The sequence below is a fragment of the Anaerobacterium chartisolvens genome, assembly GCF_003337415.1.
Lineage (GTDB): Bacteria > Bacillota > Clostridia > Acetivibrionales > DSM-27016 > Anaerobacterium > Anaerobacterium chartisolvens.
Genome location: NZ_QPJT01000019.1, coordinates 22369 through 47503, shown reverse-complemented (window position 1 = coordinate 47503; position 25135 = coordinate 22369). Strand labels below are relative to the sequence as shown.

Genomic DNA, 25135 nt, shown 5'->3' with positions numbered 1-25135 from the left:
CTGCCGCAAGAGTACAAAAGGAGGTCGCGATGGATAAGCTGATTTGTCAAATACTTAAAAGGAATATTTTAAACCATAAAAAGCCTGCGCTTTGGGTAATAACCGTTGTGGTTATTGCATGTACTGCCGCCGCCGTGTTTTTGCTGGCAAATCCCGTGAAAATGCTGGAGCTGCCCGACGCCGCCTCTGTTCTTTCTATGGATATGGAGCAATTTAACGAATATGAAAGTCTTGGCGCTGTCACTGCGACAGACAAGGGTGACATCAAAAGCGTTTTATCCGCACTAACCGGAGCAAGAAAAACACTGCGGTCATCTGTAAATGACTATCCGGTGCAGAATAGCTATCTCGTTATCAGGCTCAACCTTTCAGAGGAACGGAGGACACTGTGTCTGTACAGCGAAGGGAGCGCGTACTATATCGAGGAGCCGTATATTGGAGTATATAGAAGCAGCAGCGACGCCAACGCTGCAATACATAAGATATATACCGACTTTACAAGGTATTCCATGGCTGAGAACCCCAAGGGGGGCGGAACGCCATGGGGGGAGGAACGCCACGGGGGGCGTTCCCTACTGGGGACATTCCTCAAAAAATCAGCAACTTCCTTTGTAGAATAGCTCCAGGAATGTCCCCACCTCCACGACTTTTTTGACACAGGAGAACGCATGAAAACAATTGGCGTTCACAATTCGTAGGGAACACCCCCTGTGGTGTTCCGTTCCCGGGGATGGCAATACTGTTTTGTTTTTACATTACTGTTCCCTCTGACCAAAAAGGACAGGGCAAAATTAATTATGAAATAAATAATTGCCGCAAAGCCAAACAATACAAAAACATCTGATACATTAACTGAGCCTGTGCCATTATATCTGTTGGCCGCGCTCAGCAGCGTTTTTACTCTTGACATCAGCTCAATAACCGCAATATTCGCTAAATAAGACGAGTCTTTAATTGTCGTTATAACCTGGCTTAGCAATGTCGGTATTATATTTCTGTACGCTTGAGGCAGAACAATATACAGCATAATCTGTATGGTATTAAAGCCTTGAGAGTGTCCTGCTTCAAACTGCCCGTGATCCACAGAATTCAATCCTCCGCGTACAATTTCGGCAATAACGGAGGAGGTGAACAGAGTCAATGCCGTAGCCCCTTTAAATAAAAGCTTAACCTCCACCGAGGTAAGTCCGAACATCCTTTTTGACAGTGCCTCAGGAATTGGACAAAACACCAGGCATATAAATATCCACAGAAGCAGCGGTGTGTTTCTGAAAACCTCAATATAAGCTGTAGCCAGCCATTTAAGCAATATCTTTTCCTTGCTGCAATAATTACGCACAAGTGCAAGTATCGAGCCTAAAACAAGCCCAATCCCTACCGCAACCAACGATATTATAATTGTAAAGGCCACCCCTTTAAAAATATAGACAAGGATTGCCGGATTCTTCAATATGGATAAACTGCCCTCTAAAGTACTCATTGCCTTGCCGTCACCCCCTTAAGAAATTGCTTTTTGCCCGCCGGCTGCCCTTCGATCCCGCTTTTTAAGGGAATCCTCCCACATACCCGCCAAAGTGGACAGAGGGAAACAAACAACAAAGAACAACAACCCGCTGACCAGATATGCCGGCGCATATGCCCCTCCCGTTGTAGCCCCTGTCACAAAGCTGTAGGTCAGTGAAATCAAATCGGCCCCTCCAATTATATAAAGGCACGAGGTATTTTTTATCAGGTTTACAACCTGATTTACCATAGGCGGAAGTATGATTTTTATGCTTTGCGGCAAAATAACATAATACATCTTTTCGACATAATTGAAGCCTTGAGAATCAGCCGCTTCAAATTGCCCTTTAGAAATAGATCCAATGCCCGCACGAATAACCTCAGACACATAGGCTCCATGATAAATACCCAGAGAGATAGTCCCTGTGACTATAATCCCAAGGCTTTTTCCCGAAAACGCAAGAGCGTAATACAAAAAGCACAGTTGAAGAATCAGTGGTGTATTCTGAATCAGCTCTACGTAAACACGGCTTATGCCTTGCAGATACTTCTTTCCGCCGGTAGCCATTAATCCAAACAGCATCCCCAGCAGCAGTGACAGCAACAAAGCCAACAACGCCATTCTGCCGGTATTATATAAGCCCAATAGAAAGGTAGAGCGGTATATCCATACCTTTTCCCATGCAGCTATAGAAAATAAACCTTCCAATCCGTTTCCTCCCGCCTATTTTTAATAATGCCGGAGCCATTATTCCAGTCCGTTTTCAGAGACTAATTTGTCAATAGTCCCATCCGACAGCCAGCCTGTAATCAGCTCTTCAACAACCGCTGTAAATCCCGAGCCTTTTTTAGTAGCAACTCCGTAATTCTGAGGCGAGAACTTATCCGCTATATAAGACCGGCTATCGGTATTGTAGACGGCAAGAATGGACTTATCCACGCAAAACGCCATAATCTCCCCTGCGCTCAGTGCAGTGGAGATTGTCGGATAATCATCATATTGATGGAAGGAAACCCCCGTATTCCATGTCGCCGGATCAAAGGTATCCTCTTTAAAGCTGTCACCGCTTATAATGCCTCCGTCAATCATCGCTTTTACCAAAGCCTTGGCTGATGTTGAGCCTGAAGAAACACCGACCTTCTTATTAACCAAGCCTTCAAGCCCTTTGATGCCCGATGAATTTTCAACCAAAACAGTAACATAATCAGTGTAATAGGGGGATGAAAAATCCCAGCTTTTCTTTCTTTCATCGGTAATTGTAAATGTTGCCAATACACAGTCAATGTCTCCGGAATCGAGAAGCTCAGTGCGCGTCGCGGCAGTAACGGCGGTAAACTCAAAATAAACTCCAAGATGCTCCGCAATCTTCTTTGCCAGAGTAATCTCAAGCCCGCTATACTCTTTAGTCAATGGGTCCTCATATCCAAATCCTATTACAGCGTTCTTAACACCTACCTTTAAAACACCCCTTTTAATAATAGCCTGCACATCAGCAGGATATTGCGGGATATCATTGCTCACGGCCGTACCAGAGCTTTCAGCATTCGCCGCGCCTCCAGTCCCGCTTTCCTTACCTCCACATGCCGCTAACATAGATGTCAGCAAGAGTATGCTAAGCATCAGACTTACATATTTCTTTAAACTTTTCATAAATATTCCTCCTTTTATATTCTTTTTAAGAATGTTAATGTATTAACATTACAAGCTATAAATCAGTGTTTTCCTTGTCAAGCCAAATTTTATCAACGAATAATCTTACTAAGAAATTGTTTAACCCGGTCATTTTCCGGATTGGTGAAAAAATGCTCTGGAACACCTTCCTCGATAATCTGTCCGTCGGACATGAAAACAATTCGGTCTGCCACCTGGCGGGCAAAGCCCATTTCATGGGTAACCACCACCATTGTAATGTTTTCCCCGGCTAATTTAATCATGACATCCAGTACCTCCTGAATTGTTTCAGGATCAAGCGCGGATGTGGGTTCGTCGAACAATATAATCTTTGTCTGGGCACATAATGCACGTGCGATAGCAATACGCTGCTGCTGTCCTCCCGAAAGAGTTATCGGATACGCATGGGCCTTTTCACTAAGCCCTACAATATCAAGATAATGGTACGCCAAGTCTTCAGCTTCTTTTTTGCTCTTATGGTGCAATTTAACGGGTGCCAGGGTCAGATTCTTTAAGACCGTCATATGAGGGTAAAGATTAAACTGTTGAAAAACCATAGACGTGGTTTGTCTGACCAGTCTTGTCTTATTTTTTGATGTCAGCTTTTGCCCATTAATATATACGTGTCCGCTGGTTGGCGCTTCCAAAAAGTTTATGCAGCGGACAGCCGTGGATTTTCCGGAACCGGAGGGTCCGATAATGACCAGCTTTTCACCTTCCGAAACTTCCAGGTTGACATTTTTAAGTACATGCAGAGTCCCAAAAAACTTGTTGACATTCTCCATGTTTATCATAGTATCCCCCTTCTCCCGCAAACCTCGCTCTGATGCCTAAGATAAAAAAAATGCCTGAACTGTTAAGTTCAGACACCATTATCTTGAATAAAACTTTAACAAAAAAATGTTGTTCTGTCAAGGAAATTATGGGGATAAATGGTCTTGTTTTAAAAATGCGGAATCATGGGGGACGGTTCTTCTGCTTTCCTTTCAGTCCTACGCTGCGCTACGGAAGCATAAGAACCGTCCCCATGGTTCCGTTTAAGCTGTTTTGGTGATGCCTTGTATGTAGTTTGCAGCCGTTTTATACCCTCCCGCTTCTCTTAAGGATTGCTTTATCTTTTTTATGTTGTTTTTGTAACAGTCGTCTTTTAATATTTTTTCTAATGACTCTCTGAGCAATTCCGGAGTAATGCTTTCATTATCAAGCGCAATTCCTGCCCCTAATTCCGCTACTCTGCCTGCTACAAACGGCTGGTCTACCGATTGTGGCACCAATATGGTCGGTACTCCAAAGAAAAGTGCTTCATTAGTGCTGTTCATACCTGCATGGGATATAAATGCGTCTGCTTTGCTTAACACCTCAAGCTGAGGAACATAATTGTATACGCAAAAGTTTTTCGGTATGCTCCCCAGCTCTTTAATGCTTGTATCCTTTCCAACAGACATTATAAATTCATAATCAAGGCTTTCAAAAGCTTTAAAGCATTTTTTATAAAATTCGGCAGAGTCATTGTATACTGTTCCCAAGGATATATATACCTTCCTCTTTCCGTTTGCCTTGTTAATTATATCCGATAAATTGCTTTGCTCTTTTCTATACGCGATTGACGGCCCTACAAATTTATATGTGTCGTCAAGCCGGTCTGAAAAAGGCTGAAAATATTTTGATGTATAGACAACGCTTATTGTACCTTTTGTCCCGATGAGCTCTTTAATGGGAGGAAGCTCTATATTGTATTGGTTGCGCAGCCTGTTTGCAATTGTTATAATTTCATTATCCTCAGAAAGCAAGCAGCTTATCCTGTTATCAAAATCTGAATACATCATGGCGGCTTCTTTAATGTTATTAATAAAATTTTCATCAAAAACAAAGGTAGTGATTGAGCATACCGTAGGTGTGTGCAGCTTCCTTCCAAACAGCTCTGCCATAGCCAGTACCTGATCATAAACTATGTAATCGTATTTTTCTTCACTGTTTAGTACTATTTCCGCCAATGCCTCAAAGGTTTTAAGATAATTTAATATATTGTCCTTAATTTTACCCGGATCGGCAAATTTGTATATGCCTAGACTGCAATTGTAGCTTTTAACCCTCGCTCCTACATTCTCCACCTTTTCTTTAAACTGTTCCGGCAGTAAGTATGTCACCTCCTCTCCTCTTTCAATCAATTCTTTCACTACCCCTAATGTGGGATTTATGTGCCCGTGCGAAGGCAAATTAATAAATAACCCCTTTGACATTCTAATCCCTCCTCGTATAAAAGTTAAGCTTAATGTAATTTTATGATATTTAATACTTAAATTGTATTTTGCTTTCTGTAAATAAATAAATATTAATCCATTTATAGTAAATTGTCAAGAAAATTTGTTTTATTTAATGTTTATAAAATTTTTCATATTATGTATAAAAAAATTAATTTTTGTATTTACATTTTCCTTTATATGGTTTAAAATGTAAATTAATGATAAACTTTATTGTATATTTTTGCTTTTACTGTAAAATAATTTATTTTGTAGGAGGTTATGTTATGAAAAAAAATTTGGTTGCATCCTTAATTCTTGCAGTATTAATATCTGTTAATCTGAGTTGTTTAAATGTCAGCGCGGCTTCCCTATCCGGGGACTTTTTGGGGTCGGATTATATAACAGCGCGGAACATGCAAAGTATTATTAATGACTTAAAGAAGTCTTTAAAATCCCCAATAGAGGCTTATGAAATTGTAAAGGGATTGTCGGATATTTTAAAGTCCCCGACAACTACTTACAAGGCAGTAAAGGAATTGGCGGATGTCTTGAAGTCCCCGAAGACTACACGGGAAGTAGCAGAGGAATTAATTGATACTTTAAAATTCCAAATAGATATAGAGAAAAATTGGGATAACCTGAAAGTAGAAAAGGATATGGATCTATACAATTCTCCCGGAAGGTATGTCGGAAAACCCGGGGACATACTAATTGCAGCAGTTGATCCTGATAATCCCGACATAGAGGCAATTAAAATGGGCTCGCTCACCAGCCACGCGGCTATGGTAGATAAAGATCCGCAAAAGGTTCTTGAAGTAATGCCGGGCGGTATTCAAAACGCAGAAAATGACTGGAAGACCAGGTACAAAAAAATCCTCGTATTGCGTCCGAAGACTAATGAAGGTACAATTAAAGGTGCTATTGAATATGGACATTCAAAGCTGGGACTGCCTTTTAACTTTAATTTTTTGGACAAAACCAGAACCGATAAGTTTTATTGCTCTCAGTACGTATGGAGATGCTTCATTGAAAAAGGCCTGGATTTGGACAGGAATGGCGGAAAAGCCGTTGCGCCGTATGATTTTATAAGCGATAAGGTTACAATTGTTTATAAGCAGGGAAGGTAGCTTTTTCTCCGGGGACATTCCTCAAAAAATCTGCAAATTCCTTTGTGGATTTTTGAAGAATGTCCCCTCCTTTTTTTGTTCCCTCCTTTTCAAAACGTGTACGCTGTGTTAAAGTGTAGAAAATAGTATATTACAATGTGCAATGCTTAAAACTAAAGAATGCTAGGAGGTATTTTATGAAATTCTGCTGGAGTACATTAAGAACTAAAAACTTAGACGATTCAATTCGGTTTTATAGCGACATTGTAGGACTTAAGGTAGTTGAGAGGTTTACCGCCGGTCCCGGCATGGAGATTGCATTTTTAGCCAGCGGGGAAACTAAAATAGAGCTCATTTGTGATGGCAGCGACAGGGATATAAACGTCGGCAATGACATATCTTGGGGGTTCGAGGTCGAGTCGCTTGATAAAACACTTGGTTATATCAGGGAAAAAGGTATTAACATTGATGGCGGACCGTTCCAGCCTAATCCTCATATAAGATACTTCTTCATCCAAGATCCAAACGGTATGAGACTGCAAATAGTGGAGAATATCCGTTAAAACCGGCATGTCCCCATGCCTTCATGCCTTCAGTGAAAGGAATGATGGTTAATATGAATACCTACAAGACCTCTGAAATTGCACATTATATTGGGATCCATCCTAATACAGTGCGGCTTTATGAAAAACTTGAACTGATTCCTAAGCCAGAGCGTAAGGAAAATGGTTATCGTGTCTTTACGGATTTTCATATGGAGCAGATTAAATTTGCAAGAATTGCTCTAAAGGTTGAAGTCCTGCAAAATGGACTGAGAAAGCAAGCAATTGCTATTATTAAGACCTCTGCGCTTGGGAATTTTAGCATGGCAATTTGTTTGACGGAATGTTACCTGCAACATATTAGAAATGAGCAAAAAAACGCGGAAGAAGCCATAGCAATTACCGAAAGGTTGTTATCAGGTGACAGTCACGAAATAGGCTCTACGTTTTTAACCAGAAAAGAAGCGGCCGATTACTTACAAATCTCAATAGACGCTTTAAGAAATTGGGAAATGAACGGCTTGCTTGCAGTAAAGCGAAAACAAAACGGCTATCGTGTTTATACCAGTGAAGATATCCGGCGGTTGAAAATCATACGTTCCTTGCGTTGTGCAAATTATTCGCTTACATCAATTTTACGAATGCTGAATACCGTATCCCAAAATCCCCAAGCAGATATTCGGCAAGTGATTAACACTCCAAAGGAAAATGACGATATTATTTCTGTATGCGATAAGCTGCTTACATCCTTGCATTACGCTGAACAAAACGCAAAAGTTATGCTCACTCATCTCGAAAAAATGAAAAAACAATTTCACGCAAACCCTACACTTTAACACCAGACTTTGTTGTGGTGTTATTCTTTTTATACAAAGAAAGACAGGAGGGATTAAATTGCATGAAAACAACGATTGAAGTAAAAAAACTCTGCAAGTCTTACAACCATCTCAAAGCAGTAGACAATGTCAATATTTCAATTTGCCGAGGAGAAGTGTTTGGCTTATTGGGCGCAAATGGTGCGGGTAAAAGCACCACAATTGAATGTGTTTTAGGTACGAAGAAACAAGATAGCGGAACAGTATCCATTTTAGAAATGAATCCTCAAAAAGAGCGAAAAAAATTGTTTGAGAGGATTGGAGTTCAATTTCAGGAAGCTAACTATCAAGACAAAATACGGGTCGCTGAACTTTGTGAGGTCACCGCCTCGCTTTACAAAGCCTCTCTCGATTATGGCACTCTTCTAAAACAATTTGGGCTTTCCGACAAGCCAAAAAGCTTGGTAAGTGATCTTTCGGGAGGCCAAAAGCAGCGGCTTTCCATTGTGTTAGCACTCATTCCAAATCCCGAAGTCGTATTCTTGGACGAGTTAACCACCGGCTTGGATGCCAGAGCGCGACGGGATGTGTGGAAAAGCCTTTCTGAATTAAAAACCAAAGGAATTACCATTCTATTGACCTCTCATTTCATGGATGAGGTGGAAGCTCTTTGCGACAAAATCATGATTCTGAAAAAAGGAGAAAGCATTTTTTACGGAACAGTACAAGAAGCAATTGCAGCCAGTCCTTATGAAAAATTTGAGGACGCGTATCTTTGGTACACAGACGAGGAGGTAGAAAATGAATGCGTTTAGAGCCTTACTTAAAACAGAAATCAGGTTATCCCTTCGCGGGATGGATATGTTTATTTTTGCTATCTGTATGCCTGTTGCCGTCATCATTATCTTAGGAGCAGTGTTCGGAAATAAGCCCGCTTTCGTCGGCGCAGGGTATACCTTTTTAGAGCAATCTTTCGGTGCGGTATCAACCATTGCTATTTGTGCCGGAGGCGTGATGGGGCTTCCTTTAGTCATATCTGATTATAGAAGCAGAAAAATATTAAAGCGTTTCAAGGTAACGCCTACCAGCCCCGCTCTTATCTTAGCGGTACAGGTTGTAATTTACGCACTTTATTCAATTGTTTCACTTATACTTGTTTACATGGCAGGTGCGATATTTTTTAACTACCGGTTACACGGCTCATGGCTTCAGTTCTTGGGAGCATACTTTCTGATTATGCTATCAATGTTCAGTATTGGGTTATTGGTGGGAGGAATTGCGGCAAACATGAAAATAGCCAGTGCCGCTGCCAGTCTGCTGTATTTTCCTATGCTTATTTTTTCGGGTGCTACCCTGCCCTATGAAGTTATGCCAGTTGCACTTCAAAAAATAGCAGATATATTGCCGTTGACACAAGGAATAAAACTTCTCAAAGCCGCTTCACTTGGTCTGCCAATAGATAGCGTTTTCATCCAGATAATCTTGATGATTGCAATTGCAGTAATATGTATAGCTATTTCTCTCAGATTTTTCAAGTGGGAATAGGTTAATAGATGGGGACATTCCTCAAAAAATCAGCAAATTCCTTTGCAGAATAATTGAGGAATGTCCCCCTTTCCTCTAAGTCTGTGCCATTATGCCATACAGTGCTTCACTCATAGGAACAAAATCAGGAGACTTTCTTTTGCCCTCTTCAATTATTTCCTCCGCCTCCCTGCTTCTGTTGTTTTGAATGAGGGTTAAAGCCAGATCATAATACGGAACCATATAATCAGTGGTGGTAAGAGCGGCGGATCTTTTCAGAAAGCCAATTCCGTCCTCCAGCCTCCCCAGCTTGACAAGAGTCAGTCCCATACCCTTGTTTGCATATATATTGCCTCTGTTAATTTCTAAAGCCCTTCTGTTTGCGTCATATGCATCATTATAATTCTGCAGCATATAGCTTACAAAGCCATAGTTGTTCAAGAAATCTATATTCTGCGGCTCCATAGAGACAGCCTTAGCCATAACCATTTCCGCTATCTGGTATTCCTCCCTTTCAATAAGCCTTTTACCCATATGAAAGAGCTTCGAGGAATCATTTATCCGTGAAATTCTTTCCCCGGTTTTACGCATAGCCTGATTGTATGAGCAATAATGGTTTTCCGAATAAATATCATCATTTATTGTAAGCCTTGTATTTGGACATCCTCCAAGGCACAGATCTCCATACCCGCATTTTTTACACAGCCCCGACAGTTTTTCCTTCGATAGTCCCCTGCTCCATCTGAAGCTGTTTTCATCATTCCATATTTCCTTAAGGGATCTGTACCTTATATTACCCTCTATAAATTTCCTGTCCCTTATTGAGGTACACCCTAAGATATCTCCGTTATGAAGAATCCCCATGCTTTGCTTTCCTGCCGTGCAGCCCTGCCAATGCGTATTCTCTGCTGAAAAGGTCTTGCTTCTCACCGCAATTTCCTTCAGGTTGTAGTAGCCTATGCAGTCGGCAAGGAACATATCTATCTTATCCTCCGACAGCATATCGTAAGCAAAATCTATAATTGTGTCCACATATTCCGGCTCAAGCAAAAGAGACTTGTTTTCCGCAAAATTGCCCATGGGCAAGCCAATCTGTATCTGCCACAGCTTTACACCCTTTTCCAGCAAAATTTCCTTCATTTGCTCAAGCTGTTTGACGTTTGTATTTGTCACCGTCGTTATGGCAGCCGGAACAAGGCTTGTTCCCTTGAGAAGCTCAAAACCCTTCATCACCCTTTTGAAGGAGCCCTCCATCCTCATGAAATCGTGAGTCTCCTTTATGCCGTCAAGGCTTATCGCAAAGGTTCCAATTCCCGCTCTCTCCGCAAGCTCCACGATTTCACTGTCCACAAGCCATGCATTGGTTATAAGCTGAGGAGTTACGCCATTTTGGGATAACCTTCCCGCAATAACATGCCAATCATTTCTGGTAAGAGCCTCTCCCCCTGAGACAGTAACCCATTTTAACCCAAGCTCAGCAAGCTCGTCACATAGCTTTAAGGCCTCTCGCGTAGACAGCTCACCCTTTTGAGCCGTTTTACAGGCAGAGCCGCAGTGCTTACACCTCATATTACATCCCATTGTAATTTCCCATACCGCAGCCAAAGGCTTAAATTCCAATTTATACACCCCCATGTATGTAGTACGTTATACCGCGCTTAAGGCACTTTGTCCTAAAAAACGCGGTCGTTTTAAAGAACGGTCCAAAATTTATAAATCCCCGGGAACAATTCATACAAATCATTCCCAGGGTAAATCCACGAAGCTTATGCCGCCTTTTGCCAAAGGCTTACTTTTACTCCTTGTTCTTGATTTCGCCCGGATCTATGGGAGCCATATATTTTACTACTGGGGGTGCCATATACTTTACCGTTATAGGAGCCATATACTTTACTGCCGTAGGAGCCATATATTTTACTGCTGCAGGGGCCATATACAACACAGTTATGGGGGCATCCCATGAGCCTGCACATGAGTTTATATCTGCAAACTGGCCTTTTCCCATAATGTCTAAAAGCTCGTTATCTCCACTATCCCCCGGCTCCTCGATTTTTAGCGGAAACACCTTGGTATCGGCAATAACTTGCGGCTCCCATGGCCTTACAAGATTGAATTTCAAAGTGTCCTTGTCTGCCTTCAGCGCACTGAAAGTAAAAATCTGGCTCTCTTTGCTTCCGCATATAGTTGAATGCGAGCTTTCATATGTTATCTCCAGCAAATTTACACTGTCGGGCATATGCGCAAGAGCCCAACTGTACCCTGTTGATCCCACCTGTGTGTCAAGGACAACCTTGAAAACATGTCCTTCCAGCACGCTGATACCACATGTTTCAACTTTTTCATTACTCATTTTTATAAACCTCCTAAAAATTATTTGCAAAACCCGTACTTTTGTTTTTAAATTATTCCATATATAATATTATTCTTTATTTCTATAAATATGCAAATATTACATTTTGTATTTATATATAAATCTTTCTACAAAAGACACTTTTAATGACTTATATAAAAATACATTCAAATCATATATCTATGTTCAATTAAGGTTATGCATTAATATAATAGTATAATTTTAGAAATTAATTGTCAATAAATAAATACATTTTTAAGTTATTTATTTGCGATTTTGCACTTATTTTATAAATAAAAAGTAAGACTTAATATATTTATATAGAAAAAATATTTTTCCATATATGCATCCATAATTATATGCTTTTAGAACTTTTAACGGAATCTTTTCATATAAATAAAACATATGCTTTATTTATATGGTAAAAAGACTTTGACAACATTTAGGTTTTGAATTATAATTAAAGAAATTGAGCAGGCGGCATACTTCATACTTGGTATATTCAGCCGGGCTTCATTATGAGGCAGTGGACTTATGATCCATGGGACAATTTCATTAAAATTGTTTCATGGTTTTTTTGTTCCTAAAATTTAAAATAAAAGTATATTCTAAGGAAGGAGAGGTTGTTGTGGCAACGGGAAATTATAAAAGAGTGCAGAGAATACTTGGTATAATTTTGGTGGCAAATCTTGGAGTAGCCGTTTTAAAAATAATTTTTGGTACAATTATACAAAGCTCCAGCATGACGGCTGACGGCTTTCATTCTCTTACAGACGGTGCTTCAAACATTGTAGGTCTGCTTGGAATATGGTTTGCTTCAAAGCCTGTAGACCTTGAGCACCCATATGGACATAAAAAGTTTGAAACACTTGCGGGCTTATTTATAGGAGGAATGCTTTTCGCCATAGGAATAAAAGTAATTATAGACGCTTTTGAGCGCTTTATAAATCCCGTTTCCCCTCAAATAAGCACCGAAAGCCTTATTGTGCTAATCTTCACGCTCTGCATAAACATATTTGTCTGCAGGTTTGAGTATAAAAAGGGGAAGTCGTTATCAAGCCAGATACTGATTTCCGATTCCATGCACACCAGAAGCGATATATACGTGTCATTAGGTGTGCTTGTAACTCTAATATGCATAAAAATGGGCCTGCCATCATTTATAGACCCTCTGGCCTCTCTTGTTGTCTCGGGCTTTATTATCCATGCAGGCTACGAAATTTTTAAATATACCAGTGACATTCTTGTAGATAAGGCGGTAATAGATCCGGATAAATTAAAGCAGATTGCCTTAAGCTTTGAATCTGTAAGGGATGCTCACAGGATCAGGAGCAGGGGTAACGAAAACGAATTTCATGTTGATATGCACATAATGACTGATCCCCATATGAGCGTCGAGATGTCCCATGCCTTAATACATAATATAGAAAAAAAGATACAGAGTGAGCTTTCGTGCAATGTTCAGGTAATAATTCATATTGAACCGTACAATGATGCCATAGGAGACAGCCCCCTGTAACCATTTAAAACGCCCGAATAATTTCTATATGTAGCGATAAATATTTTACATAGAGGATATAATTTGATGGAAGAAATTTTTTTGACCCATTTTCTATTTTTTTATAAACTCGTAAAAAAAACTTGCGGTATTTCCTTATTATATGTTAAAATAGTTATTGCTTTGATTTTTAAAGTACATGTTAATTTTAAGTAAGTATACTATTTCTCCACACTTAGAAGGAGGTGTAACTATAAATGGCAAAATGTGATATATGCAGTAAGGATGTTCGTTTCGGCTTAAGTGTAAGTCATTCAAACAGAAAAACAAACAGATCTTGGAAGCCTAACGTTAAAAAGGTTAAAATCGTTGATAATGGTACTACCAAATCAGCACATGTTTGTACAAGGTGCCTTCGTTCCAACAAGGTTACAAGGGCAGTCTAAAGAATAAACTAAAATAAAAGAAGCATATATGCTTCTTTTATTTTGATTTATCCCATCCTAAGTACCTTTTTAATTATATTTCCAAAAAATCTCGGCATTTTTACCACCATTATTTTCATATGCACACTCCTCTCAAAAACGCATCCATATTTTAATATATTCCAAAAGTCTGTTTTTGGTGAAAATTCATCATTCCCTTATCCATACATCCGCAACCTTCACACAGTTTCTTCCTGCATTTTTAGCGGCATACAAGGCATCATCCGCTTTTCTTATAAACTCACTTTCCGTAACGGCGCTCTCAGGAAAGCATGCTATGCCAAAGCTGACGGTGACACAGGCTGTAACAAGGTTATCCTTTATACTGTGCTGGTTTATTTTTTTCCTTAAGGCTTCAACCTTTTCATACGCCTCCTCGGTGCTTGTGCGGGGAAAAAGTATTATGAACTCCTCTCCTCCGTATCTGGCAAAAACATCGGTGCTTCTCAAAAAATCCTTCACCGTACCGGCTATGCTTTTTAATACCTTGTCTCCGAATAAATGTCCGAAGGTATCATTAAATCTTTTAAAATGGTCTATGTCAAATATGGCAACAGAAAGATTATACCCACCCTTCTGTGCTTTTGAAAATTCCTTTTGAAGCCTTTCCTGAAAATAAAGCCTGTTGTAAATACCCGTAAGTCCGTCAATAGTGGCCAGCTCATGCATTTTTTGGTACAGCTCGGCATTTTCCAATGCAATGCCCACCTGCTGCCCTATTATATCTAAAAGCCTTACATTTTCGTCGTCAAAAGCACCATAATATTTCTGTTCTATAAGCACCAGCCCGAACTTTCTTGTTTTTGTACTCAGCGGTACGCAAATGAGGGAATTAACATCTCTACCATCCGTAAAAACATACTCGTCGGAGTCGGCAAAGTTTTCGATAATGGGCTTTGAATTGTTCAGAGCGTTCATGAGGATATTGCAGTTGATGTTGTTGTTTAAAATATCAAGCTCCTCTTTATTCTTAATGTTGGTAGTATGCACCGTTAATTTCGACTTTTTCTCATCGTAAAGTATTATTGTGGAATAGCTTACCCCCATAACTCCCAGAATTATGTCATTCACATACTTCAAAAGCTCATTTATATCAAATATTGAGCTTATTGCCTGAGTAATTTGCTGCAAGGTATAAAACTCCGCAATACTGCTTGTCAATTTTTTGTTTGTGTCCTCAAGCTTTATGTTTGTGTCCTTTAATTTTCCGTAATGAATTTTTATTTCATCCTGAGCCGCCTCAAGCTGCTGATACTTTTCCTCAAGCTGTGCCAGCAGCTTCTTGTTCTCCTCTTCGTTTTCCATATTGTTCCTCTGGATCTTGCTGCATATCATTACAAAAAGTATAACTGTTATGTAATAAAACAGCATCTGGAAAAAAAGCTGTGATGTGAAAAATTCAACAAGCAATATTCTCTGATTGGATACAGAAATATTGTAGGATATATAAATAAGAAAGGTGGTAACTATTAATATTGCAACCAGAAGCAAGCCCTGTCGTTTACCCTTAACCAGACTGGTAAAAGCAAGAATAAGGATTGTAAATATATATGCCCATTCTCCTATGTTAAGATACACTATACCAAACGAAAAAAAGCTTATGTCCATGATTTTAAAAACAAATATAAGCCTTTCCCTCTTGAAAATATTCTTCTTTACCATATAATGCTTTAAGTATGTGTAAACCATTATAAAAGCAAAGAAGAGCAAATGATATAATAATATGCTGTGGGCAGCAAATAAAACATCATGTACAGCAATGTAAAAAAAGCCTATCAATATAAAAGCAAACCCAAGCTCTAAATACATCTGATCGTATTTATCAACCCTATCCACAAGAACACACCCTTCTACCCCTATATCAAAATTTATACAACCGGACTATTTCTCCCAGTATATGTCGATAATATCCCCAGACTCAATTTTGTCAGTGAAGGCAGCTTGATTTCCATTAAGCTTTAAAGCTATACTGCCCTGAGGCTTTGACAAGTCAAACTCAATATAGTTAAAAATATCCACAAATATGTATTGGCTTTTCTTATCAGGCAGCAAAGTGCTTTTGCCATTGATTGTAACACTAAAGGCATTTGTTAAATCAAAAACCTCGGCCTTATTTTCAGATTTTTTTATAACCTCAACGGCATCGTCATCTTTCAGAATATAATGCATTTCTTCTTTTTGTCCGTTGACTGAAAAATCATAGCCGTCTTTATCCATCTCATAAAATTCAATTAAATCCGAAAGGGTCTTTATACAGCTTACCTGCACAGCATCACCCTCACAGATTATGCTCTCCCTTCCGGCAGGCTTTTGATTTATATAGACTTTCGAAGCAATGTCTGTGGCAGCTCCATTCAAATAAACCCTTCCCGCCGACATGCTCATCACATCCCCGGCCTTTATTTCAGCATCTCTTCCGTTTTCCGCGGGATTTATTTTAATATAGTCATCATGCTTTAAAACTGTCTCAAGATTTCCCGGCATACCGTTTACAAATATTTCGGCAGCCCTTCCGTATTCTCCCCGTATAGTCTTTTTTACTCCGTTCAGCTCAAAGGAAAGGCTCTTTCCAGATCTTCCGATCAACTGCCCGGGGTTAAAGCCCATCAGTATTAATGCATCGGCAACAGTCATCCTTCTGGAATTGAAAAGGCGAATTTTGCTTTCATTTACGGTTACCTCCAAAAAGTCCTGACCGCGCTGAATCATAGCTGTAACCGCTATTCCCACAGGCGTAACCGATTCAGGGCCCGACAGCTTTCTTCCGTTGAATTTGACATTCTGTATTATATCCCTTCCCCTTACCGCAACCCTTTCCCTAGGTATTTTAAGGCTGTCGGCAATCATGTCTGTAAGTCCGGGTATACGGCTGCCCCCTCCTATTAAAAAAATTGCATTGGGGGCCTTTTTATTGTACTCAAGGATTTTGCCGGATATGGTCTCCGCCAAAAAAAGAATGGAGGGATTCACAGCGTTGCGAACATCCTCTATGTCTACGGTATGCTTTTTCCCCAGTATATCGGTAAAGCTGACTTTATCGTTACTTGAGGATAATGAAATTTTTATTTTTTCAGCCGTAATGAAATCTACAAGGTAATTTTGAGCTATTTTTTCAGTAATTTCATCCCCCGCAATAGGCGCCATTCCATACGCAATAACACTTCCATCCTTTGTAAGCGCAATATCAGAAGTGCCTGCACCAATATCCACAAGCGCCAGATTCAAAAGCCTGAGATCCTTGGGGATTGTAACATTTATAGCGGCAATGGGCTCAAGGGTAAGGCTTACAACCTCAAGGCCTATCTTATTCATTACAGTATAAAGACTGTCAACTACTATGTGGGGCAAAAACGTGGCCAGAATATCTACCCCTATTTTTTTTGCCTTATGCCCCTCAAGAGAAGAAATGATATACCCGTTTAAATAATAATTTATGACGCTGTATCCAACACAATAAAACTGCGTCTTCTCCTCCTGAGACATTTCATCATCCAGCTTGAGCTGGGCCATCTGTATTCCTTCCATTTCTATACTGCCGACAGTGGCCCTGTCTATTTCCTTTGACGAATCCGTATCCCTGTGAACGGTTATTTCACATGTGCGCAAAACCCTTCCCGCAGCCGCTATAGCTACCTTTGTCAAAGCAAAGCCCAGCTTTTTCTCAAGCCTCCCCTTTACCTCTCCGGCTACCTCTGCCACCTGTCCTATATTATGGATTTGCCCGTCAAGCATTGCCCTGTTTTTATGCTCCACTACCTCAGATGCAATGACCTTAAATTTATTTCCTTCGGGCACTCCCACGATTCCAACGACAGTTCTGGTCCCTATGTCCAGAGCAAATATAATATCCTGGGGCTCTATAGTGCCCCTTGCGTCAGCAGCAGGCTTTTTGACCTCTGTCTGCTTGTTCAACCGAATAATATTTTTTTTCTTTTCTTCTTTACGCGATTGACCCGCATTGACAGCCATACACACACCTCATGTAAAATAATATTTTAAATTTAATTATGCTCAAGCACAAAAATATACCATTATCATAACTAATTAAATTTCGACACTAAGCTTCAAAATCCTTCTCTTTTATTCAGTTTTTCAAAAACAGGCTTAAAAACCCTCTATTTTAGAGTTTTATAATAGTCGCAATAGCTTTTTATGGTGCATATGCCGCATTGGGGCTTTCTTGCCACGCAAACAGCCCTCCCATGGTATACAAGCTGGTGGCAGAATTTGCTCCAATATTCTCTGGGTATTATATCCATTAAATCATATTCTATTTTTTCAGGGTCACTGTTTTGTGTAAGTCCTATTCTGTTTGCAAGCCTTTTTGCATGTGTGTCAACCACAATTCCCGGTATGCCGAAAATATCTCCAAGCACCAGATTTGCGGTTTTACGCCCCACTCCGGGGAGCTTTAGCAGGTCATCCATATTCCCCGGCACCCTGCCGTCATATTTTTCAATAAGCATACGGCAGCAGTTTATTATATTCCGGGCTTTGTTTCTATAAAAGCCTGTAGACCTTATATCCTGCTCCAGCTCTTCTATATCTGCGCCCGCAAAATCAAACACATTTTTATATTTTTGGAATAAAGTCTCAGTTACCATATTAACCCTTGCATCGGTGCATTGTGCAGCAAGCTGGGTTGATATCAACAATTGGAGCGGGTCCTTGTACTCGAGAGAACACTGTGCATCATTATACAGCAAATCAAATTCTTTTATTATGTTGTCGATACGTTCGTTTTCATTCATACATATAGTCCTCTTTATGTGCTGAATTTTATATTCTTAAGCTTCATCCTTTAATGCCGTCTGGTATAGCTTCATATATTTTTTTGCAGGAGTGGTCCATGAAAAATTACACCCCATGCCCTTTTCAATAAGCTTGTACCACTTCTCCGGCTCCTCAGCGTATAGCCTCAGTGCCCTGTTTAGTGCCTCATAAAACGCCTCGGCGGTAAATTCCGTAAATGAAAAACCGTTTCCGTTTTCATTATCCTCATCAAAATCAATTACCGTGTCTGCCAGTCCGCCCACAGCTCTGACTACTGGAACGGTACCATATCTCAAGCTAATCATCTGCCCTAAGCCGCAGGGCTCAAATTTAGACGGCATAAGAAAGATATCACACCCCGCGTATATTTTTTGTGCCAGCTCGACATTAAATACTATATTTGCCGAAATCCTATCGGGGTACTTGATTGCGGCATTTTTAAAAGCCTCCTCATAATGTGCGTCACCTGAGCCAAGAAGAATAAATTGCATGTCCTGCTCTGCCATAATTTCATCAAGCGATTCAATGATGAGCTCCAGCCCTTTTTGTCCCGTAAGTCTGGAAATAAGGCCTGCTACCGGCATATCTCCTACAGGAAGCCCCAATTCCCTTTGAAGGTCATATTTATTCTCTCTCTTATTATGCACCGTTTTAGCATTAAAATTTTTATATATGCTTTTATCCTTTTGCGGGTTGAAATCATTATAGCTTATTCCATTAATTATTCCGAAAAGATCTTTTTCTCTTTTTTTAAGCAGTCCCTCCAGCTTTTCACCATACTCCGGAGTTTGTATTTCACGTGCGTAAGCTTCACTTACAGTACTAATTTTATCACAGTATACAAGCCCAGCCTTCATAAAACTGAATTCCCCATAAAATTCTGCTTTATCGGAGTCAAGAACCCCTCTCCCCACATTAAATAATTTATATGCCTCAGCCCAGAAATTCCCTTGATACTCCAGATTATGAACTGTGTAGACAGTGGATATTCCGCTGTAAAACGGGTCGTCCTTATAGTTTTCCTTTAAAATCATGCATATCGGCCCGGTATGCCAGTCATTGCAGTGTATTATATCCGGCTTAAAATCTATTTTAGGAAGCATCTTAAGCACCGCACTGCAAAAAAAAGCAAAGCGCTCTCCATCGTCAGGATAGCAATATATCCCTTCCCTGTCGTAGTAATGATAATTTCCTATAAAATATACAGTCATACTTCCGTTTTGCTTCCTTGGGCCAATAGGCACTTCGGTTCCCTTTACTATACAGGTTTCCTTTTTAAAATCAACCATAACCTCAAAATCCGTTACATATTCCATGGGACTTTTGATAATTTTATACTGCGGCATAACAACCCTTATGTCATTGCCCATTGACGCAAGCACCTGAGGAAGAGAACCCGCAACATCGGCCAAACCGCCTGTCTTGGCAAATGGAGAAACTTCAACCGAAACAAATAATATTTTCAAACCACTGTTTTTTTGCATTTGTTTACCCCCTATTGATATATTGTTCTTATTCTTTGTCTTAACGCCCGCGATGTAAATATACAGGCATTTATATAGTAAAAAACGCCATCCCGCCAAAGCCAGATGGCATTAATCCCGCACAATTCAGCTATTCTTCACTGGTATAATATCCTATAAACACCACATTATATAATTTGCTTGCTTAATTGTATAAATTCGGATGCAATATAGGGATCAAATTGGCTTCCCTTGCACCTTTCTATTTCACTAACAGCCTCCCTCATTGACATGGCCTTTCTGTAAGGCCTGTCGCTCGTCATAGCGTCAAACGCATCGGCTATGCAAAGTATCCTCCCCAGCTTGCATATCCCTTCTCCTTTAATGCCATACGGGTATCCCTTGCCGTCATATCTCTCATGATGCTGGAGAATGCCGTCCAGCCCTCCCTTAATAAATTCTACATCCTTTAATATATTATATGCAATTAAAGGGTGCTTTTTTATATCATTATATTCATCATCGGTCAATTTCCCCTGCTTATTTAATATCCTTGCGGGAACTCCTATTTTACCTATATCATGCAGTATTGCAACATATCTTAAATCCTCAATTTCACTTTCACTCATTCCAAGCCTCTTTCCAAGCTCGCAGGAAATCTCCATAACTCTCTGGCAGTGCCCTCTTGTATAAGCATCCTTTGCCTCTATGGAGTTTGAAAGCGCGGTAACCGTCTGTAAATATGCCGTATGTATTTCATTGTAATATGCAATAAGCTCATCGTTTTTACTTTTGAGCTCCTCCTTGGTTTTATTTAACTGGTTTATATAAGAGTTGAGCTCCTCGTTAACAGCGGTTGTTTCTTCATACAGGGCTTCAATCTCCTGCTTCTGCTCATACAGATTGTTAAACAGCTCGGCATTTTTTATTGAAATAGCGGCATAAACCGCGAGATTCTCTAAAAAGCTTATATTTAGCTTTTCAAACGAATAGGCACTTCCGCTTTCAATAAAAATAACTCCCACAGTCTCCCCTGAGACACTTAAAGGTATGGCAATTTTATCCCCCGCAGTATTCCTGCTTTTTATAAATGAATTCAGTGCAATAAGCGTTCTTTTGCTTTCATAGCATTTTGCCACTATAGATTCCTGATCTACAAAATCTCCCGTCTCATTTAATATTATGGTGCCGAATTCATATTTAAAAATTAATTGCTCCGAGCATTTATCCGCAAAAGCTATGAGGTACCTGTCACACCCTGCAAATTTATTGAAAATCTCATATATATATTCGGTAATAATTTTAACCTCAAAGGTAGAGGTTATAATTTCAGAAATGTCCCTCAAAGCCTTAAGCTCTTCATTTTTAACCTTAAGCTCATTTCTCATACCCGCCGTTTTATGTAAAAAGCCTTTTACTACCCCTACCTCATCTCTTTGCGAATTCTCCGAGCCACTTCTGTATTTCTCTGAAAACAGATCAAGTAGTATTTCCATAATGAATACCGCGGCAACACATAAAACTATTGCACGAGTATCAATATTCCCTTTATAGTACATATATAAAAGGGTAGCAGACAAAATAAACATCATGATAATATATTTTATCACATACAGTTCACAAAGCTTACTTTTCATTCTATTCCCCCTTGAAGCATGTTAATGCCTCACCGCCAGACAAACATCCTCATAAGCCTATATGTTTACAAATAAAACAACTTTCAAAGCTACTTCCAAACACAAATATTAAAAAACGTATACTAAAATGATGTGATACAAATATGTATATTTATGTATATTCTACATGCATATATAAAATCCTCTATTTTTATATATTTTTTTAAATGTAAAAAAAACAATACATTCATATGATAATATTACCATATGAACGTATTGTTTTCGTTAACCATGTGTTAATTTTTTTGTTCTGAGAGAACAACATCTATATTTATAGTTTCACCCTTGCGGTAAATTGACATCGTAACCTTATCACCGGGCTTATATTTATTTTTCTCTTCATTTAACTGATCAAGATTTTTTATTTCCCTGCTCCCAAACTTGGTTATAATATCTCCCCTCTGTATGCCTGCATCGTATGATCCGCTCAAGGGCTCTACCTTATCCACCAGAACACCGACTGGCAAATTGTACTGCTTTGCCGCAGCCTCATCATAATCAGGATTGCTCCATATTCCCAAGTACGGTCTTCCTTTTACATATTTATACTCTATCAGGTTGTCTGTTACTTCCTTGGCCTTGTTTATCGGTATGGCAAACCCAAGCCCCTCAAAACCCTGTGTCGCTATTTTTACACTATTTACGCCTATAACCTGCCCGCTTGAATTAACAAGCGCGCCGCCGCTGTTTCCGGGGTTAATGGATGCATCTGTCTGAATAAGCTTTAGCTCGTCACTGCTGTCGTCGGTTATGGATCTGTTTATACCGCTTATTATTCCGCCTGTTACAGAACCCATAAACTCCAGCCCTCCGGGGTTTCCGATAGCTATAGCCATTTCTCCCACCTTAATATTGTCGGAATCCCCAAGCTCCGCCGCAGGTAAATTTTCCGCGTCAATTTTCAGTACCGCAAGATCCGTTCTCTGGTCCCTTCCTATTACCCGAGCAGTGTATGGCTTATCCTTTCGATCAGGTAAAATAACCTCTATTTTACTCCCTCTTGTCTGCACATTGCTCCCGCTTTCCAAGGCATTAGCTATAACATGGTTGTTTGTCATTATATACCCGTCGCTTTTTATTATAATACCGGAACCCTCCGAGGTTCCCTGCAATGTATTAAAACCGAATATATCCCGTCCCACTCCGACGACACGTATCCCTACTATTGATGGGCTTACCTTTTCTGCTATGGCAGTGGCTGCCGAATCGGTCTTCTCAATTTCAATCTTTTTATAAGTATCGCCGTTTGCCGAAGCCATAGCCGGCTCCCGTGATGTCTGGCCGAAATACTCCTTTACAATCGGCTGAAGACCCGGCGATATAAACATAAACATCGCCCCTACAACAACCCCTCCGAGAATCGAACTCATCAAAGCCACCAGTATCAACTGCATAACACCGACACCCTTTTGCGAAGATGTTTTTTTATATCTTTCGGTATAAAAAGCAGGTGTCCTTTTAGAGTCATCTTTTGAGGCTTCCTCCTCTACCTGTACATGCGGCATTATAAAATTGACCTCTCCAGTGCTGTTCTCGTTATCATTGTATGATTCACAAGACTCAATAGCTTCCTGCTTATTACCGGCTTCATATACACTTTCCTCCAAGCCGGACAAATCATCTCCGGCTTCTCCGTCGAGCTGAATACTCTCCTCCGCAACCGGTTGCGGTACATTATTGTCCGCAATATAATCCATATCATTCCGAGCGCTGCCGGTATCCTCCTTATCCATGCCTATGTCCTCCGCTCCGCTGCCCTGATAGATTATATCGTTATTTATGTTGTCAGTACCTTCCGCACCGAATTTATCCATAACAAACCTCCTCTTCTCCAGCCCGTCTTTTGTTCATGCTTTGCTAAACGAGCCATCCATATGTTTTTATATTTTATCATTGCCTTATATGTTAATTTTAAAAAAGTATTTTTAAAAAAGTATGTCTAAACTGTTAACAATGCTTTTTCAGCAAATCGATCAATGCATCGGAACGGTGCTAACTCCCCTCTGCCGTATTAAGAGTAAACGTAAAGCTTGTGCCCTTTCCTATCTCGCTTTCAACCCGTATCTGCTGGTTATGCTCATTGAGTATATTTTTAACTATCGCAAGCCCGAGGCCTGTGCCGCTTTTATCTATTCCTCTGGATTTGTCCGATTTATAAAATCTGTCCCAAATCATCGCTATCTCACCGTTGTCTATTCCTATGCCGTTGTCGGAGATCTCAATGAAGGCTTTTCCTTTTTGCCAATAAGTGCTTATACTTATTTTGCCCTCTTCACCTGTGAATTTAATAGCGTTGTGTACAAGATTTATTATTACCCTTTCTATGGCATCAGCATCGGCATTTACATACATATCCTCCTCTTCAAAGCTTGCCTCTACCAAAATTCTCTTTTGCTCTATTATAGCCTCCAGCTTTATTATGCATCTTCTTATAAGCTCATTAATATTGAAATCGCTTAAATTCAAAACAACCTCCCCTGATTCCATTTTCGCTAAATCCAGCAAGTCATTTACCAGCCTGTTCAGCCTGCTTATCTCATCCCTGACTACTTTTAAATAATCCGGTTGCCTGTCGGGCGGAATCACTCCGTCCAAAATACCATCAATAAAGCCTCTTATTGATGTCATAGGCGTTCTGAGCTCATGGGACACATTGGCAATAAACCCTCTCCGCATTTCTTCAAGGTTTTCTAATGCTACAGCCATTTGATTAAAGCTTTGCGCAAGCTCTCCTATTTCGTCCCGTGACTTTATGTCAAGCCTCTTTTGGAACTCCCCTCCCGCAATGAGCCTTGCGGCATTTTTAATCTGCTTTAGCGGTCTTGATATCCTAAGTGAAAAAACATATACAAGAATTACAGAAACACCTGTAGCCACCAATACTGAAAATATGAAAAACTTTAAAACCGTCGTTCTTACCCTCTGAACCTCCGGGATGGGAGTACTGAAGTAAACAGCTCCCCCAACCTTTTCCACATTGTCCTCCCCTATATATTTAAATGGCTTTTGTATGGTCAACCAAGGAATCTGCGTATCTTTAAACAATCCGTAAAGATCTCCCCTCTCCTCTACAAAGCTTTTGTTTCCGTTCATAACCTCTTTATATTGCCTCTCATCGGGAAGCTTTCCGTAAATCAGTTTATTTTTAATGCTGGCTGCAAATTTGGTGTTTTTAAAAGGCCCAAACTCTATAAACCCTATAGTCCCTTCATAATTAACTATCCATATTATTGAATTTGTATTTGCGCTTAACGTTTCAAGTGTTTGTTCAAAGCCAAGCTTAACAAAAGCGTTATTCTGATTTTCAAGATATATTTTTAGAAACTGATTGGAAAATTCACCGCTTTGCTCCAGCATCTCTATTTTTTCATCCAGAACAAAGTCACTTAAAAAATAATAAAGCATAACCCCGGTAATAGAAAAACCTATAAAAAGTATAAGTATGAATATTGATATAAGCCTTCCGAATATTGTCTTAAACATGG

22 protein-coding genes and 1 riboswitch are annotated in these 25135 nt (G+C 39.9%); of the genes, 8 read left to right on the top strand and 14 right to left on the bottom strand.

Features of this window, described 5'->3' with window-relative positions; all coding sequences use genetic code 11:
* Positions 1 to 29: 29 nt before the first annotated feature.
* A complete protein-coding gene (locus tag DFR58_RS15360) occupies positions 30 to 620 on the top strand; it encodes a DUF5301 domain-containing protein (protein ID WP_114298738.1) in 591 nt (196 codons plus the stop codon).
* 65 nt (positions 621 to 685) lie between these two features.
* Here the strand turns inward: DFR58_RS15360 and DFR58_RS15355 are convergent, their stop codons facing one another.
* The 5 genes from DFR58_RS15355 to DFR58_RS15335 form a co-directional block, all read right to left on the bottom strand.
* Positions 686 to 1480: an amino acid ABC transporter permease gene (locus DFR58_RS15355; RefSeq protein ID WP_114298737.1), complete on the bottom strand. Its 795-nt coding sequence runs from the start codon at positions 1478 to 1480 to the stop codon at positions 686 to 688.
* 18 nt (positions 1481 to 1498) lie between these two features.
* Positions 1499 to 2212 carry an amino acid ABC transporter permease gene (locus tag DFR58_RS15350; protein WP_114298736.1) on the bottom strand — a complete coding sequence of 238 codons (714 nt, stop codon included), beginning with the start codon at positions 2210 to 2212 and terminating at the stop codon, positions 1499 to 1501.
* Positions 2213 to 2251: 39 nt separating this feature from the next.
* Positions 2252 to 3154, bottom strand: coding sequence for a transporter substrate-binding domain-containing protein (locus DFR58_RS15345; RefSeq protein WP_114298735.1), 903 nt, complete (start codon positions 3152 to 3154; stop codon positions 2252 to 2254).
* Positions 3155 to 3246: 92 nt separating this feature from the next.
* The gene (locus DFR58_RS15340; protein ID WP_114298734.1) at positions 3247 to 3969 is read right to left on the bottom strand and encodes an amino acid ABC transporter ATP-binding protein; all 723 of its coding nucleotides are present in this window, start codon (positions 3967 to 3969) and stop codon (positions 3247 to 3249) included.
* Positions 3970 to 4212: 243 nt separating this feature from the next.
* A complete protein-coding gene (locus tag DFR58_RS15335; RefSeq protein WP_114298733.1) occupies positions 4213 to 5415 on the bottom strand; it encodes a macrolide family glycosyltransferase in 1203 nt (400 codons plus the stop codon).
* Between the two features lie 287 nt (positions 5416 to 5702).
* Between DFR58_RS15335 and DFR58_RS15330 the strand changes: the two genes are divergently transcribed.
* From DFR58_RS15330 to DFR58_RS15310, 5 genes are all read left to right on the top strand, one after another.
* Complete coding sequence (locus DFR58_RS15330; protein WP_242987669.1) at positions 5703 to 6545, top strand: YiiX/YebB-like N1pC/P60 family cysteine hydrolase; 843 nt, start codon at positions 5703 to 5705, stop codon at positions 6543 to 6545.
* A gap of 176 nt (positions 6546 to 6721) precedes the next feature.
* Positions 6722 to 7087: a VOC family protein gene (locus tag DFR58_RS15325; RefSeq protein WP_114298732.1), complete on the top strand. Its 366-nt coding sequence runs from the start codon at positions 6722 to 6724 to the stop codon at positions 7085 to 7087.
* Between the two features lie 53 nt (positions 7088 to 7140).
* Positions 7141 to 7902: a MerR family transcriptional regulator gene (locus DFR58_RS15320; protein WP_114298771.1), complete on the top strand. Its 762-nt coding sequence runs from the start codon at positions 7141 to 7143 to the stop codon at positions 7900 to 7902.
* A gap of 62 nt (positions 7903 to 7964) precedes the next feature.
* Positions 7965 to 8696: an ABC transporter ATP-binding protein gene (locus DFR58_RS15315; RefSeq protein WP_114298731.1), complete on the top strand. Its 732-nt coding sequence runs from the start codon at positions 7965 to 7967 to the stop codon at positions 8694 to 8696.
* Positions 8683 to 9426 (top strand): ABC transporter permease, encoded by a 744-nt coding sequence (locus DFR58_RS15310; protein ID WP_114298730.1) that lies wholly within the window; start codon positions 8683 to 8685, stop codon positions 9424 to 9426. The genes DFR58_RS15315 and DFR58_RS15310 overlap by 14 nt, the downstream gene beginning before the upstream one ends.
* Before the next feature lie 75 nt (positions 9427 to 9501).
* On the opposite strand, the gene DFR58_RS15305 is transcribed toward DFR58_RS15310, so the two are convergent.
* Both DFR58_RS15305 and DFR58_RS15300 read right to left on the bottom strand, forming a co-directional pair.
* A complete protein-coding gene (locus DFR58_RS15305) occupies positions 9502 to 11025 on the bottom strand; it encodes a radical SAM/SPASM domain-containing protein (protein WP_242987668.1) in 1524 nt (507 codons plus the stop codon).
* A 175-nt stretch (positions 11026 to 11200) separates the two neighbouring features.
* Positions 11201 to 11755: a protease inhibitor I42 family protein gene (locus DFR58_RS15300; RefSeq protein WP_114298728.1), complete on the bottom strand. Its 555-nt coding sequence runs from the start codon at positions 11753 to 11755 to the stop codon at positions 11201 to 11203.
* A 459-nt stretch (positions 11756 to 12214) separates the two neighbouring features.
* A riboswitch (NiCo riboswitch) is annotated at positions 12215 to 12307 on the top strand.
* Positions 12308 to 12383: 76 nt separating this feature from the next.
* Here DFR58_RS15300 and DFR58_RS15295 point away from each other — a divergent pair.
* Positions 12384 to 13274 carry a cation diffusion facilitator family transporter gene (locus tag DFR58_RS15295; protein ID WP_242987667.1) on the top strand — a complete coding sequence of 297 codons (891 nt, stop codon included), beginning with the start codon at positions 12384 to 12386 and terminating at the stop codon, positions 13272 to 13274.
* Positions 13275 to 13510: 236 nt separating this feature from the next.
* Positions 13511 to 13699: a 50S ribosomal protein L28 gene (gene rpmB / locus DFR58_RS15290; RefSeq protein ID WP_114298726.1), complete on the top strand. Its 189-nt coding sequence runs from the start codon at positions 13511 to 13513 to the stop codon at positions 13697 to 13699.
* 189 nt (positions 13700 to 13888) lie between these two features.
* Here the strand turns inward: rpmB and DFR58_RS15285 are convergent, their stop codons facing one another.
* The 7 genes from DFR58_RS15285 to DFR58_RS15255 all read right to left on the bottom strand — a co-directional run bounded on the left by DFR58_RS15285 (position 13889) and on the right by DFR58_RS15255 (position 25133).
* Positions 13889 to 15574 (bottom strand): sensor domain-containing diguanylate cyclase, encoded by a 1686-nt coding sequence (locus tag DFR58_RS15285; RefSeq protein ID WP_114298725.1) that lies wholly within the window; start codon positions 15572 to 15574, stop codon positions 13889 to 13891.
* 45 nt (positions 15575 to 15619) lie between these two features.
* Positions 15620 to 17707 carry a cell division FtsA domain-containing protein gene (locus tag DFR58_RS15280; protein ID WP_114298724.1) on the bottom strand — a complete coding sequence of 696 codons (2088 nt, stop codon included), beginning with the start codon at positions 17705 to 17707 and terminating at the stop codon, positions 15620 to 15622.
* 146 nt (positions 17708 to 17853) lie between these two features.
* Positions 17854 to 18489: an endonuclease III gene (nth, locus tag DFR58_RS15275; RefSeq protein ID WP_114298723.1), complete on the bottom strand. Its 636-nt coding sequence runs from the start codon at positions 18487 to 18489 to the stop codon at positions 17854 to 17856.
* 36 nt (positions 18490 to 18525) lie between these two features.
* Positions 18526 to 19995, bottom strand: coding sequence for a glycogen synthase GlgA (glgA, locus tag DFR58_RS15270; RefSeq protein ID WP_114298722.1), 1470 nt, complete (start codon positions 19993 to 19995; stop codon positions 18526 to 18528).
* 167 nt (positions 19996 to 20162) lie between these two features.
* Positions 20163 to 21611, bottom strand: coding sequence for an HD domain-containing phosphohydrolase (locus tag DFR58_RS15265; protein ID WP_242987665.1), 1449 nt, complete (start codon positions 21609 to 21611; stop codon positions 20163 to 20165).
* Between the two features lie 275 nt (positions 21612 to 21886).
* A complete protein-coding gene (locus tag DFR58_RS15260; protein ID WP_114298721.1) occupies positions 21887 to 23464 on the bottom strand; it encodes a S1C family serine protease in 1578 nt (525 codons plus the stop codon).
* Positions 23465 to 23642: 178 nt separating this feature from the next.
* The gene (locus DFR58_RS15255; protein ID WP_114298720.1) at positions 23643 to 25133 is read right to left on the bottom strand and encodes a sensor histidine kinase; all 1491 of its coding nucleotides are present in this window, start codon (positions 25131 to 25133) and stop codon (positions 23643 to 23645) included.
* Between the last annotated feature and the right edge of the window lie 2 nt (positions 25134 to 25135).

Coding starts and splice junctions, on each gene's coding strand:
- glgA (WP_114298722.1), bottom strand. CDS start 19,995: ATGCAAAAAAACAGTGGTTTGAAAATATTATTTGTTTCGGTTGAAGTT.
- DFR58_RS15300 (WP_114298728.1), bottom strand. CDS start 11,755: ATGAGTAATGAAAAAGTTGAAACATGTGGTATCAGCGTGCTGGAAGGA.
- rpmB (WP_114298726.1), top strand. CDS start 13,511: ATGGCAAAATGTGATATATGCAGTAAGGATGTTCGTTTCGGCTTAAGT.
- DFR58_RS15280 (WP_114298724.1), bottom strand. CDS start 17,707: ATGGCTGTCAATGCGGGTCAATCGCGTAAAGAAGAAAAGAAAAAAAAT.
- DFR58_RS15360 (WP_114298738.1), top strand. CDS start 30: ATGGATAAGCTGATTTGTCAAATACTTAAAAGGAATATTTTAAACCAT.
- DFR58_RS15355 (WP_114298737.1), bottom strand. CDS start 1,480: ATGAGTACTTTAGAGGGCAGTTTATCCATATTGAAGAATCCGGCAATC.
- DFR58_RS15310 (WP_114298730.1), top strand. CDS start 8,683: ATGAATGCGTTTAGAGCCTTACTTAAAACAGAAATCAGGTTATCCCTT.
- DFR58_RS15340 (WP_114298734.1), bottom strand. CDS start 3,969: ATGATAAACATGGAGAATGTCAACAAGTTTTTTGGGACTCTGCATGTA.
- DFR58_RS15255 (WP_114298720.1), bottom strand. CDS start 25,133: ATGTTTAAGACAATATTCGGAAGGCTTATATCAATATTCATACTTATA.
- DFR58_RS15345 (WP_114298735.1), bottom strand. CDS start 3,154: ATGAAAAGTTTAAAGAAATATGTAAGTCTGATGCTTAGCATACTCTTG.
- nth (WP_114298723.1), bottom strand. CDS start 18,489: ATGAATGAAAACGAACGTATCGACAACATAATAAAAGAATTTGATTTG.
- DFR58_RS15320 (WP_114298771.1), top strand. CDS start 7,141: ATGAATACCTACAAGACCTCTGAAATTGCACATTATATTGGGATCCAT.
- DFR58_RS15325 (WP_114298732.1), top strand. CDS start 6,722: ATGAAATTCTGCTGGAGTACATTAAGAACTAAAAACTTAGACGATTCA.
- DFR58_RS15315 (WP_114298731.1), top strand. CDS start 7,965: ATGAAAACAACGATTGAAGTAAAAAAACTCTGCAAGTCTTACAACCAT.
- DFR58_RS15335 (WP_114298733.1), bottom strand. CDS start 5,415: ATGTCAAAGGGGTTATTTATTAATTTGCCTTCGCACGGGCACATAAAT.
- DFR58_RS15265 (WP_242987665.1), bottom strand. CDS start 21,611: ATGAAAAGTAAGCTTTGTGAACTGTATGTGATAAAATATATTATCATG.
- DFR58_RS15260 (WP_114298721.1), bottom strand. CDS start 23,464: ATGGATAAATTCGGTGCGGAAGGTACTGACAACATAAATAACGATATA.
- DFR58_RS15330 (WP_242987669.1), top strand. CDS start 5,703: ATGAAAAAAAATTTGGTTGCATCCTTAATTCTTGCAGTATTAATATCT.